The sequence below is a fragment of the Mycolicibacterium phocaicum genome, assembly GCF_010731115.1.
Classification (GTDB): domain Bacteria; phylum Actinomycetota; class Actinomycetes; order Mycobacteriales; family Mycobacteriaceae; genus Mycobacterium; species Mycobacterium phocaicum.
Map to the genome: position 1 here is coordinate 4,195,253 of NZ_AP022616.1, position 14,742 is coordinate 4,209,994.

Here is a 14,742-nt window from a genome sequence, read left to right on the forward strand (position 1 = left end):
CGGGTGAGCGCACCGCAGTCCGATGCCAGCCCCGAAGCTGCAGAACCCGCCTGGCCGGCGATTCTGACCTGGCGCGCGCAGGATGTGTCGCGCATGGAGTCGGTCCGGGTCCAGTTGTCCGGCAACAGGATCAAGGCCTACGGCCGCATCGTGGCCGCGGCCACAGACATACATCCGGCGTTCAGCGCGTCCTATGACCTGGTGACCGACGAGAGCGGCGCGACCAAGCGCCTGTCGCTCACCGTCACCCTCGCGCAGCGCGAGCGGCAGCTGTCCATCGCGCGTGACGAAGAGAACATGTGGCTGGTGCAGGACCACCAGAACCAGGCCCGGCGGGCGGCCTACAACGGCGCCCTGGACGTCGACGTGGTCTTCAGCCCGTTCTTCAACGCGCTGCCCATCCGGCGTACCGGCCTGCACAACCGCACGGCGTCGGTGTCGCTGCCTGTCGTCTACGTCCGGGTGCCGGATCTGACGGTCGAATCCGTCACCATCGGCTACAGCAGCGACGGGCCGGGCAAGCCCATCAAGCTGGACTCGCCGGTTGCCGACACCGCGATCACCGTCGACGACGACGGCTTCATCCTCGACTACCCCGGACTGGCAGAGCGGATCTGATCACCCCGCCCGCGCGGCCTTGGGCGGCCAGCTCTTCGCGCCAGCCCTCGGCCCCGATGGTCGTCGCGAGGATTTGTGGCCGGCTGAAGTTGTCGTAGCGCACCCGCGCGGCATGGCCGCCCTCCACCAGCTCGGCCACCGATTGCGCTTCGACCAGCGACGAGCGGGCCTGGCTCAGCAGTTCCACGGCCCGGTCGAGCATCACCGTCAGCTCGGTCGCGTTGGCCTCGCACATGGCCCGGACCAGGTCCGGCGCGGTGGCCGCGACGCGGGTGCCGTCCCGGAACGATCCCGCGGCCAGTGCGAATGCCAGTGGCACCTCACCGGCGGTCGCGGCCAGGGCCTCGGCCAGCAGGTGCGGCAGATGCGAGATCGCGGCCGCCGCGGCGTCGTGTTCGTCCGAGCGCGCGGGCACGATCACCGCGCGGCAGTCCAGCGCCAGATGCATCACCTGGGCCCACACCTCGGGGTCGACGTGGTCGTCCACACTCACCACCCACGGCGCCCCGGCGAACAGATCCGCGGTGCCGGCCGTCCAGCCGGAATGTGCGGTGCCGGCCATCGGGTGTCCGCCGACGAATCGGCCGAGCAGCCCGAAATCCTGAACCTGTTGCAACACATTGCCTTTGACGCTCACCACGTCCGTGAGCGGGCAGTCCGCGGCGTCGTCGCGGATGTGCTCGAGCATGATCGGCAGTGCGGGCACCGGCACCGCCAGGACGATCAGCGCCTCGGTCGACGCGGCGCGCTTCAGCGCGGCCGTGAGATCCTCGGTCGCATCGAAGCCGTCGGCCGTCGCCGCCCGGACCGCATCGATCGAGCGGTTGTATCCGAACACCTCGCGGCCCGCGGCCTGTCCGGCCCGCATCAGCGAACCGCCGATGAGCCCCATACCGAGCACACACACCGGAGTTGTCACCTTCCAAGGTTTGCATACGGCCCCGGTCGGGTACATATGGGACCGCTGGTCAAGTGGCAGAGTGCGGACTAGCGTTATCCGCATGGGAGTACAGCGCGCGCAGGCACAGCAGCAGGTTGCCGATCTCCCCGACGGCTTCGGAGTCGCGGTCGTCCGGGAGGACGGCGCATGGCGTTGCGTCCCGCTGAAACGGGCCGCGCTGGTCGACCTGGCCGCCGCCGAGACCGAGCTTCGTGAACTACGTTCCGCCGGTGCGGTTTTCGGCCTCCTGAACGTCGACGACGAGTTCTTCGTGATCGTCCGCCCGGCCCCCTCCGGGGCCCGGCTGTTGCTGTCGGACGCCACCGCGGCGCTGGACTACGACATCGCGGCCGACGTGCTGGAGAAGCTGGACGCCGACCTGAGCCTGGAAGAGCTCGAAGAGGACGACCCGTTCGAGGAAGGCGACCTCGGGTTGCTGGCCGACCTGGGTCTGCCCGAGGCGGTGCTCGGCGTGATCCTCGCCGACGACGAGTACGCCGACGAACAACTCAGCCGCATCGCCCAGGAGATGGGCTTCAACGACGAACTCGTGGCGGTATTGGACAAGCTGGGGCGGTGAGCTCCGCTGATGAACGGCTGATCCGCCTGGCGCTGGAGGCCGCCGAACTCGCCGGTGCCGACGACGTCCCGATCGGTGCGGTGGTTTTCTCTGCTGATGGGGTCGAGCTGGCGCGGGCCGCCAATGCACGCGAATCCCTGGGCGACCCGACCGCACACGCGGAAATCCTCGCCCTGCGCGCGGCCGCCGCGGTGCACGGCGACGGCTGGCGGCTGGAAGGTGCGACGCTGGCCGTCACCGTCGAGCCGTGCACCATGTGCGCCGGCGCGCTGGTCATGTCGCGGGTCGCGCGCGTCGTTTTCGGGGCGTGGGAACCCAAGACCGGCGCCGTCGGCTCGCTGTGGGACGTGGTCCGCGACCGCCGCCTGACGCACCGGCCCGAGGTCCGCGGCGGGGTGCTCGAGGCCGAGTGCGCGGCGCTGATGGAGGGGTTCTTCGCCCGGCAGCGCTGATTTCCAGGATTCCTCGCTGCCACATCAGGGAGTTCCGGCCGAAAAGTACGTGAGTTCAGTCGAATGGGCGATCAACCTCTTGTGACTGAAACCAGGGACCTGTCGCAGCGCGGAAAGTTACCTGGTTTCAGTCGAAGCGGCGTCGAGCGTCCAGTGAGTGAAGCTACGGACTTTCTGGACCGAGGCCCGTGCGAGTAGTCCCAAAGACGCCCAAGTAGAGCTCAGGTCCCGGATGCAAGCCTGGTTTCGGCGTCACGCGACCAGCGATTAGGGACTAGGGCCCGGGTTCGGTAAGCTGCCACACGGTGGCGTGTCCGAGCGGCCTAAGGAGCACGCCTCGAAAGCGTGTGTGGGGTAACCCCCCACCGAGGGTTCAAATCCCTCCGCCACCGCCATAGCTGCCCACCTGTTACATGCAGGTGGGCAGCTTTTTTGTGTTAGCTGGCGGTCTCAGTATGGTCGCCCGTGCCCACACTTTGCCCACACTCTGGAGATACTTCGGGCGAGTATTCGTTGTGCAGGGTGATCGCAACGGCATCCAGATCGGTGTCGAACAGGTCCGCGTAGATGCGCAGCGTCACGCTCGCGTCCTTGTGCCCGAGCATCCGTGCCAAGGCCAAGACGTTGCACCCGGCGGACACGGCCAGGCTCGCGCAGGAGTGCCGCAAGTCGTGCGGGGTGATCTTCTGTACCCCCGCCCGATCCACGGCTCCAGAGAACCATCCACGCGTCGATTTCGGCCTCGGCAGGTACTTGCCGTCGGCGCCGGGGAACACCAGATCGTCGGGCTTCTTGCCCTTGCACAGCGGCGCGATCTCCTCGAGCACGAAGGACGGCACCGGCACCGATCGGATCTTCTTGCCCTTCGTCTGGCCGACGGCGTGCTCGATGCCGAGTTGCACCGCGTTGTCGGCGACGACCAGGCGCCGCTTCAGGAACTCAACATCCTTGACCTTCAGTGCGATCGTCTCGCCCCAGCGTGTCCCGCAGAAAGCGAGCACGTACACCAATGCTCGGTGCTCGCCGGCCTCGGCCGCCAGCCGATGCACATCACTGGCAGACAGATAGATGTGCCGGCGTGCCGTCTTCTTCGGAAGGCCTGCGATGCCTCGCGCGGGATTGGACGCCAGCCGCTTGGCCTTCACTGCATCGCCCAAGATGCCGGACAGGACGCCGTGGGCGCGCAGCACCGTCGTCGCTCCGCGACCGTCCTTGCCCATCTGGGCCACCCACGACTCGATGTCGGGCACGGTGATGGCTGAGACCTGCCAGTGGCCCCACCTCGGCTGTACGTGGATGCGCCACGCCGATTCGATCATCCGGAAGTTGGATTTCGCGGTGGCCTGTTCCTTGCGCGCCAGCCAGTTCGGCGCGAGCTCTGCAACGGTGATCTTGCCGAGGGCCGGGGCGATGTAGTCGCCGGTCAGCTTCTGCACTTCGACGGTAGCCGCATACGCCTCGGCGGCCCGCTTAGTCTTGAAGCCGCGCTTGTCAGTCTGGCGATGGTCCGGCGTGCGGTATCGGACACGGTAAAGCGTCGAGCCGCTCTTGGTTTCGTACTTACTTATCGTCGCCACGGAGGTGGTCCTCGTTGCGGAGTATCGAGAGAACCCGCGGGTGTGTGACGACTTCTCCAATCATCTTGTCTATCTCGTTCTGGCGTTCGGCCCACACCCATGGCGGTAGCGCGCTGCGGTAGAACACAATGTTGTTGCCCAGTCCTGGTAGGAAGCTCCGTTCGCCGCTCATCCAGCTCCACGCCTCGCCGCCTGGCATATCGCCGAGGCCGGTCACCCGAACCCGATCGTCGGGTGCCTCGGTGTGCGGCATTAGTAGCGTGACGGGTGAAACCTCGAGCGCTACAGCCAATGCCGCAAGGTCGTCGGCGTCGACACGTCGAGTGCCGGCCTCGATGCGCTGGATTCCGACCAGGGGGATAGGTCGGTCTAGCTCGCCCAACTTCTTGGACAGCTGTGCAGCGGACAACCCTTGCGCATCGCGGAGCCGTCGGACGTTGGCCTTGACTGCTTCGCCTGTGGCGCCCAGGCGCGCTGATGTCTCGGTCTTCTTCTTCGCGGGTTCCTCTGCCATGGGTTCAGTATGCACTCATTTTTGAGGTAATCCGCCCCATCACTTGACACAACGCTGACTCTGATCCATTATCGCTCTATCACTACATCAAAAGTGAGTGAATATGGCAGCATTTTCGAGTGCAGGAAGAAGTTGGACGGCGCGGATTGCCCGCGGCGGCGGTCAGCTAGCAATCCCTCGGATGTGCCCGATTCGCACCGGCAGTTTGACAACTCCACAGAGCGCGCCCATGCGGGATACGGGACCGCTGGCGACATTCTGGGCGCGAGAAGGTAATCACTACAACAGTTTTCGATAGGAGGTAACCCATGCAAGAAATCATGACTGCCAAGCAATTGGCTACCGAGTTGCACGTATCCGAAGCGTCACTTGCCCAGGATCGCTACCGCGGCGACGGTATCCCGTTCGTAAAGATTGGATCCCGCGTCCGCTACATGAAGGCCGACGTCGAGGCGTTCCTGAACGCCAATCGCTGTACCCGCACCGACGACCCGCGTGGAGTTGCCTGATGCACCCGAACATCGACCAGGCCGATCGTGACGCGCTCGACGACCTCGGCCTGATCGACACCGGCATGGCCGGAGATGACGAAGCGGCCCCCGTTTACCCCGGTGTTAGCGCACCGGCGGGGACCGCTTCAGCCCACTAACCAGCAGATCAGAAAGGCAATTCCATGATGACACACCAAGATCAACAGGTCACCTGCACCGGCGATGTCTGGTGCGGGTGCACGTGCCAGGCGTGCACCGTGACCTTCGAGCACTGCCAGCCGAGCCCGGTCGTCAGCACCGGGGACGAGCTGGACGTCGCGCTGGCCCTCGACAAGGCCGCGAACCTGCTCACGCTGGTCGCCAACGACCTGGAAGCGGTTTTGCCGCAGCTTCGCGACGGTCACCCGATGTGGTGCAGCGTGGACATCGTCTCTGCACTTGGGCATCTGCGTATCGCTGCCCGCAAGGTAGACCAGGCCGCTGACCGGATCAACGCGCCGGCGGTGGCCCGATGAGCTGCCCCGACGAGCCGATCAAAATCGACTACCGCTCCAACCACATCCGCATCATCGACTGCATCCGGCCCGCCGGAGCCCGGTCAGGACGCCACCCCGATTCCGATCGGGACCTCAGCGCCATCGACGACCAGGGCAACTGCCTTGTCACCGCCTGGCAGTTCCCCAACCGCGACCACTGGCGGATCGACATCGAATCTCCCGCCTTCAAGCTCATCGGCATCAAGGCCCTCGGCTCGAAAGCACATGGGTTCTGGGTCCGGACCGAGGAAGAGGCCGTTGACTGGCTCGAATTTCTGGGACGGGCGGTGACCCGATGACCGGGACGGAAATCGCCCTGCCCGACGGCGCCGATCCTGAGTTCTCCGAAGGCGAATGGGAAGCCGACATCGACAGCCCCACCGGCTGGTATCGCTGCGTGTGGTCCCCGGCATTCGGAAACGATGATGTACGCGTCGTCGCGACCCAGTACCTCGACGGATCCCTCGGCACCGCAGAGGAATCCCCGCACGTGTCCCTGGGTAGCGGCGAGGCCATCACCCCCGCCGAAGCCCGCAAGGCGGCCGCAGCACTGAACGCGGCTGCCGACCTGGCCGACAAATGGGCGGTGGCGCGATGACGACTCAGACTTGCGCGCAAGGGTATTCGTGGTGCCAGGGTGGTTCGCCAGATTGCGGCGGCGATCACGCCAGCATGGTGTACCAGCCGGTCACGCTCGGCCAAGGCGCACCGATACGGGCAAGCGGCGAAACGCTGTCAGTTGGAATTGGTGTCAGGTTCAACGGCGTAGACGGCGACGTCGCTCCCCGTGTGGTGATCCACATCGACGGCGGCCCGGAGGAGCTGGACGTTGAAGTGTCCCTTCGGCCCGGTGAGGCGTACGAGGTCGGCAAGCTGCTCGATGCCGCAGTTATGGATGCCACGAGCGCGACGCTCAGCCTGTTGCCGTCACGACTCGCGAACGATCTTCTGGAGGTTGACCAGTGACCGTCGAGTCCAATCAGGTGGTCAACTCTTTACCACCTGACGACGACGAGGTCCGAATCGCGGTGCGGTGCAACATCTGCCGCCGATGGTTGACCCACCCGACCAGTGTGGCGGCAGGAGCAGGTGCCCGCTGCCGGGGAGAGCGTGAGTAGTCGCGAAGTGTCGTGGTGGCCGGTATACCAACTGTTGGCCGGCCACCTCGGCAAGCAACCCACCGTAATCGCAGGAACGCCTGCGTGGCACGAACTTCCAGACAACCACCCCGACAAATGGCGCGCGGTCCTCTGGGCCGCGGTGTGGTGGGCACTCGACACAGACACCCGACAAGAACATCTTGCCGACGCCGGCAAAAAGATCGCCGAAGCGGTCGACGCCAACGCCCTGGCGCAGAACATCATTCAAGGCCGAGGACCGGCCTACGTTGAACGGAGGTCCGCGTGACGGACGACCTACTCGACCGAATCCACCGCATCATCACGAAGTACGTTGCATTCCAGTCGCCGCACCACAGCGTCGTCGTGGCCTTGTGGGTGCTGCACACGTGGGTCGTCAATGCGTTCTACGTGACGCCCCGCCTGATCCTCGACAGTGCCGAACCCGGCTCAGGCAAGACCAGGGTGCTCGAGCTGCTGGCGCTGCTCTGCCGGTCGGCGAAGCTCACCCTGTCCACCACCACCGCGGCCCTATACCGACGCATTGCCGCAGCCGTAGAAGACGGACTCCCACCGCCCACCGTGCTCCAGGACGAAGCTGATGCCGTCTTCGGCAAGACAGCCACCCCGCAATCTGAAGACCTCCGGGCTCTGTTCAACGCCGGGTACCGCAAGGGTGCAACAGTCGACCGATGCGAAGGTGATGCGGCCAAGATGCGGGTGCGGGAGTTCCCGGTCCATGCCCCAGTAGCGCTCGCGGGACTGGCTGGCCGGATGCCCGACACCATCCGCACCCGCGGAGTCACCCTGCACATGCGCCGACGCCGACCCGACCAGAAGGTGGCGGACTTCCGCGAGCGGGACGCAATGGCCGAGGCCGAACCGATCCGGGAGCTGTTGCAGCAGTGGGCCATCGATAGCGAGGAGGGGTTAGCCGCCGCGAGGCCCCAGATGCCCGCCGGGGTAACCGACCGGGCCGCGGAGATATGGGAGCCGCTTCTGGCAATCGCGGAGCTGGCCGGCGGTCAGTGGCCAGACAAGGCGCGGTCAGCGTGCAAGTTCTTCGTGCTCGACTCGGCATCCGACGATGAGAAGCTATCCCTCGGCCAACGGCTCCTCCGAGACATAAGGCAGTTGCTGGAGACCGAGAAGGTCGACGGCATGTGGTCGTCGGAGATCATCAGCAAGCTCATGGCCGACCCTGAATCCGAGTGGCGAGATATGTGGGGAAAGACCCTGGATCAACGTCGTCTAGCAAAGGAACTTACCAAGTACGGCGTCAAGTCGGTCAACGTGCGCATCGGCGTCGGCCAGGCCAAGGGCTACACAGTCCACGGACCCACCGGCTTGCAGCAAGCATGGGACCACTGGCTCACCCCATCTACATCCGTCCCATCCGTTGCAAACGTCCCGGCACTGGTAGGAGCGTTTTCGAGTGGGACGGCTGAAACGAATAACGTCCCGAACGTCACGGAACCGTCCCACCTATTTACCGCCTCTGAACAGGTCAAACAAGAATCTGGGACGGCCGCAACGGATGGGACGCTTATGGATGGGCCATCCCTTCGGGGTAGGCCGCCACTGTGCCCTGACTGCACCCGCGCGCCCGCTCGATCGGATACCGGGTACTGCGACCTATGTACCGCACGCCGTCGCCGTCAGCAAACAGTCGACGGTGGCCCCGCCAACGTGGATGCACTCACGTGGTTGGTCGCATGGATACGCGCCAACGCCGGCCCAGGGGGATGGGTCAAACCCGGCGCCGCCATCGCAGCGGGAGTTGCTGCCGGATACAAACCCGCCACCATCAAGGCCGCCCGCCAGCGGTCAGGCAATCCGCGTATTGAGGCATCTGGCATCGGCCGGGACTCGATGTGGAAGATCGCCGACGACGGCGAGGTGACGGCGTGACCGGCCTCGCATGGCGCTTGTGGCCGACCGTCAGACTCACGGACCCGTACCGAGAGTTCGGGTTCGGCCCCGTGAACCACATCCCCGGCACCGCCGACTTCAACGCGCACTGCCCGCACGGCACCCGGCCACCCACTCCGGCCTGCCCATGCGGACTGCACTGGATCGCCGACACCAACCGCGAACAGTTCTTTCATGGACGGCAAGTCAGGGAAGGCCACCGCAACCATCGCCACCGCATCGTGGCAAGCGTGGGTGAACCGATCGGCGCACACCTGCTGGACCACAACACCGACGAACACCGCGGCTGGAACGACGCACCATGCTGGCGCTCCACAGGATTCCGAATCCACGGCTTGATCGTCGCCCCCAACCAGAACAACCCCGCCGTCCTGGCCCGGACCCTCCGCGACAGGTATCCCGTGGCGGTCCTGGAGGCAATGTGGGACGACGAGGCCAACGCCGAACGACTCCTCAACCTCATCGCGAGCGGCAGCGAGGTGGCCGGATGAACCTCGACCCCGACCAAGTCCGCGCAGCTTTCTACTGCGTCGCCGAGGTCACCCGCCAACGCCTACTCATTGGGGCGCCAATCCCGCAGTGGCTCCGCAACATTCACCAAGCCCTGTCCGCAACAGGACAGGAAATCATTGCACCGCAACTAGATTCAGATTCACCGGATGAACTGATCGGCACCGAGCAGGCAGCAGCAATCCTAGGAATCCACCCCCGCACGGTCCGCCGCATCGCCACCGACCTCGACGGCCAACGAGTCGCAAACCGGTGGTGCTTCACCCGCACCGCAGTTATCGAATACGCCGAAAACCGAACGGACACAATCAATGACCGCACAGCAGAACACCAGCCAGGACAGTCCTCCCGACCCGTTTAACGCACTGCTCGCCGGCGTCCACCGCTTCGCCGGCACCAAAGACGAGAGCACCGGCCGCGAAGTCCTCATTGCCGCCGTCAAGCAATACCTGTCGGAGCTGACCGCCGACGAGTTCGCCGCACTCGAGGCTGAAGTCAGGCCACCCGACGAGGACTCCGCACAGTCCAGCGACGGGCCGGTCTACCCCGCGTCGTGGGGATTCAAGCCCACGCCCACCAACTAACCCGACAGGAACACCATGACCCTCGATAGCTATACCAGCCTCACCGACGCCGCCAACCTCATCGCCGCCGCCGGCGACCTCGGCGCCACGATTCCCAAGCGCCTGACCAATCTCATTGCCGCACACAAGGTCATCGCCACCGCACCCCCGACGACTGACCCCGTCACCGCGATCCTCGACGCCGCAGAATCCGGCAGCCTCACCGAAGCCAAGGTCGCCAAACTCGTCGCTGACGCCGCATCAACCACCGCCGTGGCCGAATACCGGGCGACCCTCGCCCAGCGCGCCGGACGCCAGTTCCTTGGCCGTTTCTACGACTGCCTCGGCGACGGCGACGCAGACACCATCATCGACAGCCTGCGACCCGCATTCGACAACGCAGCCAGCGCAATCGACGACGCCCTACGCATCGTCGACATCAACACCAGCGACACCGAACTGGCCACCACCGCCACCGCCGAACAGCTCACCGCCTGGCGCGGACTCGCCAGCCACCTGAACATCCTCGACCGCATCGCCGCCATCGCCACCACCTTCGCCCCCGACGGCACCTTCGGCATTGTCGACAACCCCCGCGAGCGCGACGTCGTGCTCAAGGGCAACAGCGGCCCCCTGCACCCCCGCGCCGTGATGTGCTCGCAACTGCCCCTCGACCAAGGCTGGCACGTATTCATGCAGCCCCACCGCATCGGCGACGTCCGCACCAGCCCCTGGATCGCCGCGCAACCCGTCCTACACACCCTCGACGAAGCCCGCGAACGCGTCCGCGCCTGGGCCGAAGACACCTGGGCCGTAGCCGACGCCACCCGCGGCAAGACCTACAGCAGCGTCAACGGCCAGCTCGTCGAAGACACCCGACGCAATCCGTTCAGCCTCGCCGAGCAGCCCGCCTAACCACCAAGAGAAGGAACCCACCATGTCCAACGAATGCACACCCCTCTACCGCCCCGGCCAAGAGGTCACCGCACTGACCACCGCGGCCGTCACCGGCTCCACCTTCGTCGGCATCTCCGCGACCCGCCTCGCCGGAATGATCCGAGTCGCCACCGCCACCCAAGCCGTCAAGCCGTTCGGTGTCGCTTCGGCTGACATCGCTTCCGGCGCAACCGGAAACATCATCCGCGGCGGCATCGTGTTCGTCACCGCCGGCGGTGCGATCACCGCGGGCGCCGAAGTCGAAGTCGGCGCATCCGGCAAGGTCGTCACCAAGGCATCCGGCACCGTTGTCGGCACCGCACTGGAGACCGGCAGCAACGGCAACCCCGTCCTCGTGGCACTGGACATCTAATGCCTGAACGGGCGGACCACGAAGCCACCGACGACAAGCCACCGCCCACCGTCACCAGCCTCAAAAGCGGCCTCGGCTGGACCGACCCCGACCGCCACCACACCGACCCCTACCCGCCGCACTGGGGATTCCAGCGCGACACCTAGACCGGGCAGCGCGGCGGGCAAATACTCCTGGGTCCCGCCAGCCGCAGCCCACCGCCCCAGACGTCCGCAATGTCGGACCGGACGTCTGGGGCACACCAAGGAGGCACACACCGTGACCCCACAGACCCGCGAGAACGACGCCGAAACCAAACGTCTGCGCGCACGCCTACGCTCACGCCGCGACGACTGCCACATCTGCCTGAAACCCATTGACTACCAAGCCCATTACCTCAACCCGTGGGCATTCCAAATGGACCACCTCGTGCAGTTCGCACACGGCGGACCCACCATCGAAGCCAACGTCGCCGCATCACACCGAGCATGCAACCGACGCCGCAGCGACACCATCGACGGCATCACCATCGCCGCCGCCTACCGCCTCGGCATCCCACTCGACCCCACCAAAACCGCCAGCGCCTACGGCCACACCACGCCATCCGAACCACCACCATGCACCACCCCAAACGGCCAGCTCTGCGAACGACACGGCGGCACCCACAACCCCCAACCAGGCACCCACTGGGTCACCCGACGCCGCTGGTGGTGACCCCTGGGGGATGCCTCTCGACCCGACCCGACGTCCCCCTCAGGGCATTGGGAAATCGGGAGGGAGCGTGCTTTTTTTCGCAGGGCACCCAGCGGCCCCTGGGGGAGGCCTCTGACCCGGCGCCGGCCGTCCTCCTCAGGGCATTGGGACGCATCTCTCCCCGTTGGAAAAAAATCGTCGGGGGGAGGAAATCCCTATGCCCAGAGGTGGAAGCGGGAGCCGATCGGGGTGCATGCCCAGCCCACTGACTCTTGGACACTTCCGGCGGCCGAGGAGTCCCACTAGTGCGATAATCGCACACGTGTTCGAAACGTGGGAGAACATCGACGGGTACACCACCCTGTTCCCCTGCGACCGCCCTGTCTTGGTCAACACCAACTGGCTGCCGGCATCCGGTACCCGCCGGGACAAGCTGGCCATGTGGATCAAGTCGGGCGGCCTCCACCTCGACCACGAGATGCCCGGACGCCAACTCGCATGGATCAGACGATCCGACGGCTCATGGATCGCCGTCGTCGAACTCACCGCCCACAGCGGCAACAAGCGGTCGACGCTCACCGCGACACTCTGGCTGCCACCCGGCGCGATCAGAATCGTTCCTCAATCATGAATCCTGATGGGCTCTCCTGCGCCTAGCTCGCTGCATGCCATTTCCCATCGAATCCCGTTGGCGGTTGTGAACCGGATGCGCACAACAACTTTGGCCAAGTCGATGGATTTGTAACTCGGGTGAACGTAACCCGCTGTACGCGGCACGACCTCAGCCAGCGGGCTCTCCTCGGGATCGCCGAACCGAATACTCAGCTCAAACACCGTGTCGACCGTGTCATCTCCGCCTCGATGCGACTTGAGAATGGGCTTGTAGTCGCGGCGACCCCGCCAGCTATTGTCAAGGGCTGTCCAAGGGGCCTCAGGGTGCTCACTCCACGCCGCGTCGACAAGCTCGACGTCGAGGACCGGTAGAGCGCCGTAATTGTGCAGCTTTGCGGTCACGGCAGCCCGGGTGTCATGCCAGTCCAGGCTCATTCGGACCAGACGCGCATGTGTCTGCTCTTCAGCCAGTCGTTCTGACTCGCGGTCCCTGCGGTCGGAAGTCGATATCCACAGCGCCACTCCGGCAGCGGCGAAGCTTCCAAGCGCTCCTAGCCATTGCCCGAACCCTGTGTACCACGCGACGGACTGGCCGTGTTCATAGGCGATCTGGCTGCCGACGAACAGGCAACCGATGGAGACAAGCCCCAGGAGCACCGGGCCCCAGAACGGTGCGGCGCGGCGCTTTTTCGGGGCCGCGGGCGGTCCTGGCGTGTCAGCGGAAGAGGCCATGCGCTGGACACTACGGCGAGCTACCCGCCGCCGGCATTAAGGCAAGCGCGGTTCCCATGACCTGGATTTCATCCACGCGTCGACCTCGCCCAGGTCGAGCCGGTAGTCGCGGCCCTTCCCGACCGGGTACGCCGGCAACTCACCCTTGTTGACCGCCTGGGCAATCAGGTCGGCGCTGCAGCGGAGGTGCTCGGCCGCTTCGTGCTTTGTCGCCCACTGGACCATTGGGGTTACCCGGCCGCGCTTTCCAGCGTGTGGATGAAGGTCGCAATCTGCTGGTCAGTGCGAAGCGGCGTGACCCGATCGTCACCGAGCCCAGATCGCCGGCGGCCCAGAGCGCGAACACCTTCGCGCGGCTGATCCCGCCCAGCTTGGTGGACGTTGCCTTCCAATCGTTCAACCAGTTGCTCACCGCTGGATGATCTGACGCTTATTCGACGGGAGGCCGCTGTGCCGCGCCGGGGACCGGCAGTAGTCACCGAATGTTCATCGAGCTCCGCCCACATCGTGCCCACTATCTGCCCACAGTTACAGATATCTGGCGTCATCTCTGGTGATGTATTTCGGCAGTTCACGGGCATCACGGCAGGTCGAAACCACCCCGATTTATGTTTCAAATCCCTCCGCCACCGCCATAGAGCCCCTCACCTGTCACCGCAGGTGAGGGGCTTTTTTGCGTGCCAGAAACCACAACGGCCAGGCACCCGATCGGGTGCCTGGCCTTTGGTGAGGACGAACTAGCGACCGAAGGTGAAGGCCGATCCGCCGCCGAAGTTGGAGCCGCCGACCGGGGTCGCGACGCCGGCACCGGAGTTGGTGCCGGCCTGGACGCCGTCGGGGCCGATCTCGCCGGAGGTGCCGGTGTTGAAGCCGCTGCCGCCGACCGGGGTGTTGACGGCCGCGCCGCCGCCGGTACCGGCGCCGAACGTCGGGATGAAGTCGGCCGGGGCGGGCGCGGCGAACTCGTTGGAGGCGCCGGCGTTGAAGCCACTGCCACCGAACGGCGTGTTCACACCGGCGCCGCCGCCCGCGTTGGCGCCGCCGCCGAAGTTCGGGATGAAGTCAACCGGGTTGGGCACGTTGAAGTCGGTGGACGCGCCGGTGTTGAAGTTGCTGCCGCCGATCGGGGTGTTGATCGCCGCACCGGTGTTGGTGTCGAAGCCCGCGCCACCGAAGCCGGCGTCGGTGCCCGTGGCGGTGTTGAATTCACCGCCGCCGAGCGGGGTGTTCACACCGGCGCCGCCGCCCGCGTTGCTCGACGCGTCGAAGGGCTGCCAGAACGGGTTCTCCACGCCGAAGCCGGCGCCACCACCGGCGTTGCCGTTGCCGATCGGGGTAGCGACCGCGGCGCCGGTTTCACCGGAAACCTCGTCGTCGGCCCAAGCCGGAGCCGCGACGGCGAGCGGGACCAGCGCCAGGGCCGATGCCGCAGCAAATCCGATCAAACGTCCTGAGTTGCGCATTAGTGATACTCCAATCATGGTTCTCTCGCGTGTGGCCAGGTGAACCTACTGGGTCGTACTCGGTTCCTCCGACCACTACCCTGGTATCGCCGGCCACGGCGCATCCGTTACAGCAGTGAACCA

At 65.7% G+C, this 14,742-nt stretch carries 24 protein-coding genes and 1 tRNA gene; 19 read left to right on the forward strand and 6 right to left on the reverse strand.

The genetic code is table 11. The annotated features are described in order from the left end of the window. Nucleotides 1-3 precede the first annotated feature (3 nt). A complete protein-coding gene (locus G6N46_RS20090) occupies nt 4-618 on the forward strand; it encodes a putative glycolipid-binding domain-containing protein (protein ID WP_061004974.1) in 615 nt (204 codons plus the stop codon). Here the strand turns inward: G6N46_RS20090 and G6N46_RS20095 are convergent. Continuing rightward, nucleotides 581-1,525, reverse strand: a complete 945-nt coding sequence (locus tag G6N46_RS20095; protein ID WP_163693193.1) for a prephenate dehydrogenase — start codon at nt 1,523-1,525, stop codon at nt 581-583. The two genes, G6N46_RS20090 and G6N46_RS20095, sit on opposite strands and share 38 nt — an antisense overlap. Before the next feature lie 94 nt (nt 1,526-1,619). Between G6N46_RS20095 and G6N46_RS20100 the strand changes: the two genes are divergently transcribed. The 3 genes from G6N46_RS20100 to G6N46_RS20110 all read left to right on the forward strand — a co-directional run bounded on the left by G6N46_RS20100 (nt 1,620) and on the right by G6N46_RS20110 (nt 2,985). Beyond that, entirely contained in the window at nt 1,620-2,138 is a 519-nt protein-coding gene (locus tag G6N46_RS20100) for a tRNA adenosine deaminase-associated protein (RefSeq protein WP_029119076.1), read from the forward strand. After that, a complete protein-coding gene (locus G6N46_RS20105; RefSeq protein WP_061004972.1) occupies nt 2,135-2,590 on the forward strand; it encodes a nucleoside deaminase in 456 nt (151 codons plus the stop codon). The genes G6N46_RS20100 and G6N46_RS20105 overlap by 4 nt, the downstream gene beginning before the upstream one ends. A 304-nt stretch (nt 2,591-2,894) precedes the next feature. Further along, nucleotides 2,895-2,985 (forward strand) — tRNA-Ser (locus tag G6N46_RS20110). A 42-nt stretch (nt 2,986-3,027) separates the two neighbouring features. On the opposite strand, the gene G6N46_RS20115 is transcribed toward G6N46_RS20110, so the two are convergent. Continuing rightward, on the reverse strand, nt 3,028-4,227 hold the full coding sequence (locus G6N46_RS20115; protein WP_235688652.1) for a site-specific integrase: 1,200 nt from the start codon (nt 4,225-4,227) through the stop codon (nt 3,028-3,030). Beyond that, nucleotides 4,151-4,681, reverse strand: coding sequence for a helix-turn-helix domain-containing protein (locus G6N46_RS20120; protein WP_138251042.1), 531 nt, complete (start codon nt 4,679-4,681; stop codon nt 4,151-4,153). The genes G6N46_RS20115 and G6N46_RS20120 overlap by 77 nt, the downstream gene beginning before the upstream one ends. Nucleotides 4,682-5,001: 320 nt before the next feature. Between G6N46_RS20120 and G6N46_RS20125 the strand changes: the two genes are divergently transcribed. The 15 genes from G6N46_RS20125 to G6N46_RS20195 all read left to right on the forward strand — a co-directional run bounded on the left by G6N46_RS20125 (nt 5,002) and on the right by G6N46_RS20195 (nt 12,443). Continuing rightward, nucleotides 5,002-5,190: a helix-turn-helix domain-containing protein gene (locus tag G6N46_RS20125; RefSeq protein WP_234880815.1), complete on the forward strand. Its 189-nt coding sequence runs from the start codon at nt 5,002-5,004 to the stop codon at nt 5,188-5,190. Continuing rightward, a complete protein-coding gene (locus G6N46_RS20130) occupies nt 5,190-5,330 on the forward strand; it encodes a hypothetical protein (RefSeq protein WP_163692912.1) in 141 nt (46 codons plus the stop codon). The genes G6N46_RS20125 and G6N46_RS20130 overlap by 1 nt, the downstream gene beginning before the upstream one ends. Before the next feature lie 99 nt (nt 5,331-5,429). Beyond that, nucleotides 5,430-5,687: a hypothetical protein gene (locus G6N46_RS20135; RefSeq protein WP_138251040.1), complete on the forward strand. Its 258-nt coding sequence runs from the start codon at nt 5,430-5,432 to the stop codon at nt 5,685-5,687. Then, on the forward strand, nt 5,684-6,007 hold the full coding sequence (locus G6N46_RS20140; RefSeq protein WP_138251039.1) for a hypothetical protein: 324 nt from the start codon (nt 5,684-5,686) through the stop codon (nt 6,005-6,007). The genes G6N46_RS20135 and G6N46_RS20140 overlap by 4 nt, the downstream gene beginning before the upstream one ends. Beyond that, complete coding sequence (locus G6N46_RS20145; protein WP_138251038.1) at nt 6,004-6,306, forward strand: hypothetical protein; 303 nt, start codon at nt 6,004-6,006, stop codon at nt 6,304-6,306. Before G6N46_RS20140 ends, G6N46_RS20145 begins: the two co-directional genes overlap by 4 nt. Continuing rightward, nucleotides 6,303-6,674 carry a hypothetical protein gene (locus G6N46_RS20150; protein ID WP_138251037.1) on the forward strand — a complete coding sequence of 124 codons (372 nt, stop codon included), beginning with the start codon at nt 6,303-6,305 and terminating at the stop codon, nt 6,672-6,674. The genes G6N46_RS20145 and G6N46_RS20150 overlap by 4 nt, the downstream gene beginning before the upstream one ends. A gap of 159 nt (nt 6,675-6,833) precedes the next feature. Next, nucleotides 6,834-7,115, forward strand: a complete 282-nt coding sequence (locus G6N46_RS20155; RefSeq protein WP_268815747.1) for a DUF2742 domain-containing protein — start codon at nt 6,834-6,836, stop codon at nt 7,113-7,115. Nucleotides 7,116-7,192: 77 nt separating this feature from the next. Continuing rightward, a complete protein-coding gene (locus G6N46_RS20160; protein WP_235688653.1) occupies nt 7,193-8,737 on the forward strand; it encodes a DUF3631 domain-containing protein in 1,545 nt (514 codons plus the stop codon). Continuing rightward, complete coding sequence (locus G6N46_RS20165; protein WP_138251035.1) at nt 8,734-9,249, forward strand: hypothetical protein; 516 nt, start codon at nt 8,734-8,736, stop codon at nt 9,247-9,249. The genes G6N46_RS20160 and G6N46_RS20165 overlap by 4 nt, the downstream gene beginning before the upstream one ends. A 330-nt stretch (nt 9,250-9,579) precedes the next feature. Beyond that, the gene (locus G6N46_RS20170) at nt 9,580-9,852 is read left to right on the forward strand and encodes a hypothetical protein (RefSeq protein ID WP_138251033.1); all 273 of its coding nucleotides are present in this window, start codon (nt 9,580-9,582) and stop codon (nt 9,850-9,852) included. 15 nt (nt 9,853-9,867) lie between these two features. Next, entirely contained in the window at nt 9,868-10,746 is an 879-nt protein-coding gene (locus tag G6N46_RS20175; protein ID WP_138251032.1) for a hypothetical protein, read from the forward strand. 22 nt (nt 10,747-10,768) lie between these two features. After that, nucleotides 10,769-11,140: a DUF2190 family protein gene (locus tag G6N46_RS20180; protein ID WP_138251031.1), complete on the forward strand. Its 372-nt coding sequence runs from the start codon at nt 10,769-10,771 to the stop codon at nt 11,138-11,140. Further along, nucleotides 11,140-11,286, forward strand: coding sequence for a hypothetical protein (locus G6N46_RS20185; protein WP_163692916.1), 147 nt, complete (start codon nt 11,140-11,142; stop codon nt 11,284-11,286). The genes G6N46_RS20180 and G6N46_RS20185 overlap by 1 nt, the downstream gene beginning before the upstream one ends. Nucleotides 11,287-11,398: 112 nt before the next feature. Further along, nucleotides 11,399-11,833, forward strand: coding sequence for an HNH endonuclease (locus tag G6N46_RS20190; protein WP_138251030.1), 435 nt, complete (start codon nt 11,399-11,401; stop codon nt 11,831-11,833). Nucleotides 11,834-12,134: 301 nt separating this feature from the next. Further along, nucleotides 12,135-12,443 carry a hypothetical protein gene (locus G6N46_RS20195; protein WP_138251029.1) on the forward strand — a complete coding sequence of 103 codons (309 nt, stop codon included), beginning with the start codon at nt 12,135-12,137 and terminating at the stop codon, nt 12,441-12,443. Here G6N46_RS20195 and G6N46_RS20200 read toward each other — a convergent pair. The 3 genes from G6N46_RS20200 to G6N46_RS20210 form a co-directional block, all read right to left on the reverse strand. After that, nucleotides 12,434-13,156, reverse strand: a complete 723-nt coding sequence (locus tag G6N46_RS20200) for a hypothetical protein (RefSeq protein ID WP_138251028.1) — start codon at nt 13,154-13,156, stop codon at nt 12,434-12,436. The two genes, G6N46_RS20195 and G6N46_RS20200, sit on opposite strands and share 10 nt — an antisense overlap. 36 nt (nt 13,157-13,192) lie before the next feature. Beyond that, complete coding sequence (locus G6N46_RS20205; protein WP_138251027.1) at nt 13,193-13,381, reverse strand: helix-turn-helix domain-containing protein; 189 nt, start codon at nt 13,379-13,381, stop codon at nt 13,193-13,195. 512 nt (nt 13,382-13,893) lie between these two features. Further along, on the reverse strand, nt 13,894-14,619 hold the full coding sequence (locus G6N46_RS20210) for a hypothetical protein (protein WP_138251026.1): 726 nt from the start codon (nt 14,617-14,619) through the stop codon (nt 13,894-13,896). Nucleotides 14,620-14,742: the final 123 nt, after the last annotated feature.

Excerpts from the sequence above, each read along its gene's own strand:
- G6N46_RS20130 (WP_163692912.1), top strand. The coding sequence starts at position 5,190 with ATGCACCCGAACATCGACCAGGCCGATCGTGACGCGCTCGACGACCTC.
- G6N46_RS20100 (WP_029119076.1), top strand. The coding sequence starts at position 1,620 with ATGGGAGTACAGCGCGCGCAGGCACAGCAGCAGGTTGCCGATCTCCCC.
- G6N46_RS20140 (WP_138251039.1), top strand. The coding sequence starts at position 5,684 with ATGAGCTGCCCCGACGAGCCGATCAAAATCGACTACCGCTCCAACCAC.
- G6N46_RS20175 (WP_138251032.1), top strand. The coding sequence starts at position 9,868 with ATGACCCTCGATAGCTATACCAGCCTCACCGACGCCGCCAACCTCATC.
- G6N46_RS20180 (WP_138251031.1), top strand. The coding sequence starts at position 10,769 with ATGTCCAACGAATGCACACCCCTCTACCGCCCCGGCCAAGAGGTCACC.
- G6N46_RS20170 (WP_138251033.1), top strand. The coding sequence starts at position 9,580 with ATGACCGCACAGCAGAACACCAGCCAGGACAGTCCTCCCGACCCGTTT.
- G6N46_RS20185 (WP_163692916.1), top strand. The coding sequence starts at position 11,140 with ATGCCTGAACGGGCGGACCACGAAGCCACCGACGACAAGCCACCGCCC.
- G6N46_RS20145 (WP_138251038.1), top strand. The coding sequence starts at position 6,004 with ATGACCGGGACGGAAATCGCCCTGCCCGACGGCGCCGATCCTGAGTTC.
- G6N46_RS20150 (WP_138251037.1), top strand. The coding sequence starts at position 6,303 with ATGACGACTCAGACTTGCGCGCAAGGGTATTCGTGGTGCCAGGGTGGT.
- G6N46_RS20125 (WP_234880815.1), top strand. The coding sequence starts at position 5,002 with ATGACTGCCAAGCAATTGGCTACCGAGTTGCACGTATCCGAAGCGTCA.
- G6N46_RS20205 (WP_138251027.1), bottom strand. The coding sequence starts at position 13,381 with ATGGTCCAGTGGGCGACAAAGCACGAAGCGGCCGAGCACCTCCGCTGC.
- G6N46_RS20120 (WP_138251042.1), bottom strand. The coding sequence starts at position 4,681 with ATGGCAGAGGAACCCGCGAAGAAGAAGACCGAGACATCAGCGCGCCTG.
- G6N46_RS20200 (WP_138251028.1), bottom strand. The coding sequence starts at position 13,156 with ATGGCCTCTTCCGCTGACACGCCAGGACCGCCCGCGGCCCCGAAAAAG.
- G6N46_RS20210 (WP_138251026.1), bottom strand. The coding sequence starts at position 14,619 with ATGCGCAACTCAGGACGTTTGATCGGATTTGCTGCGGCATCGGCCCTG.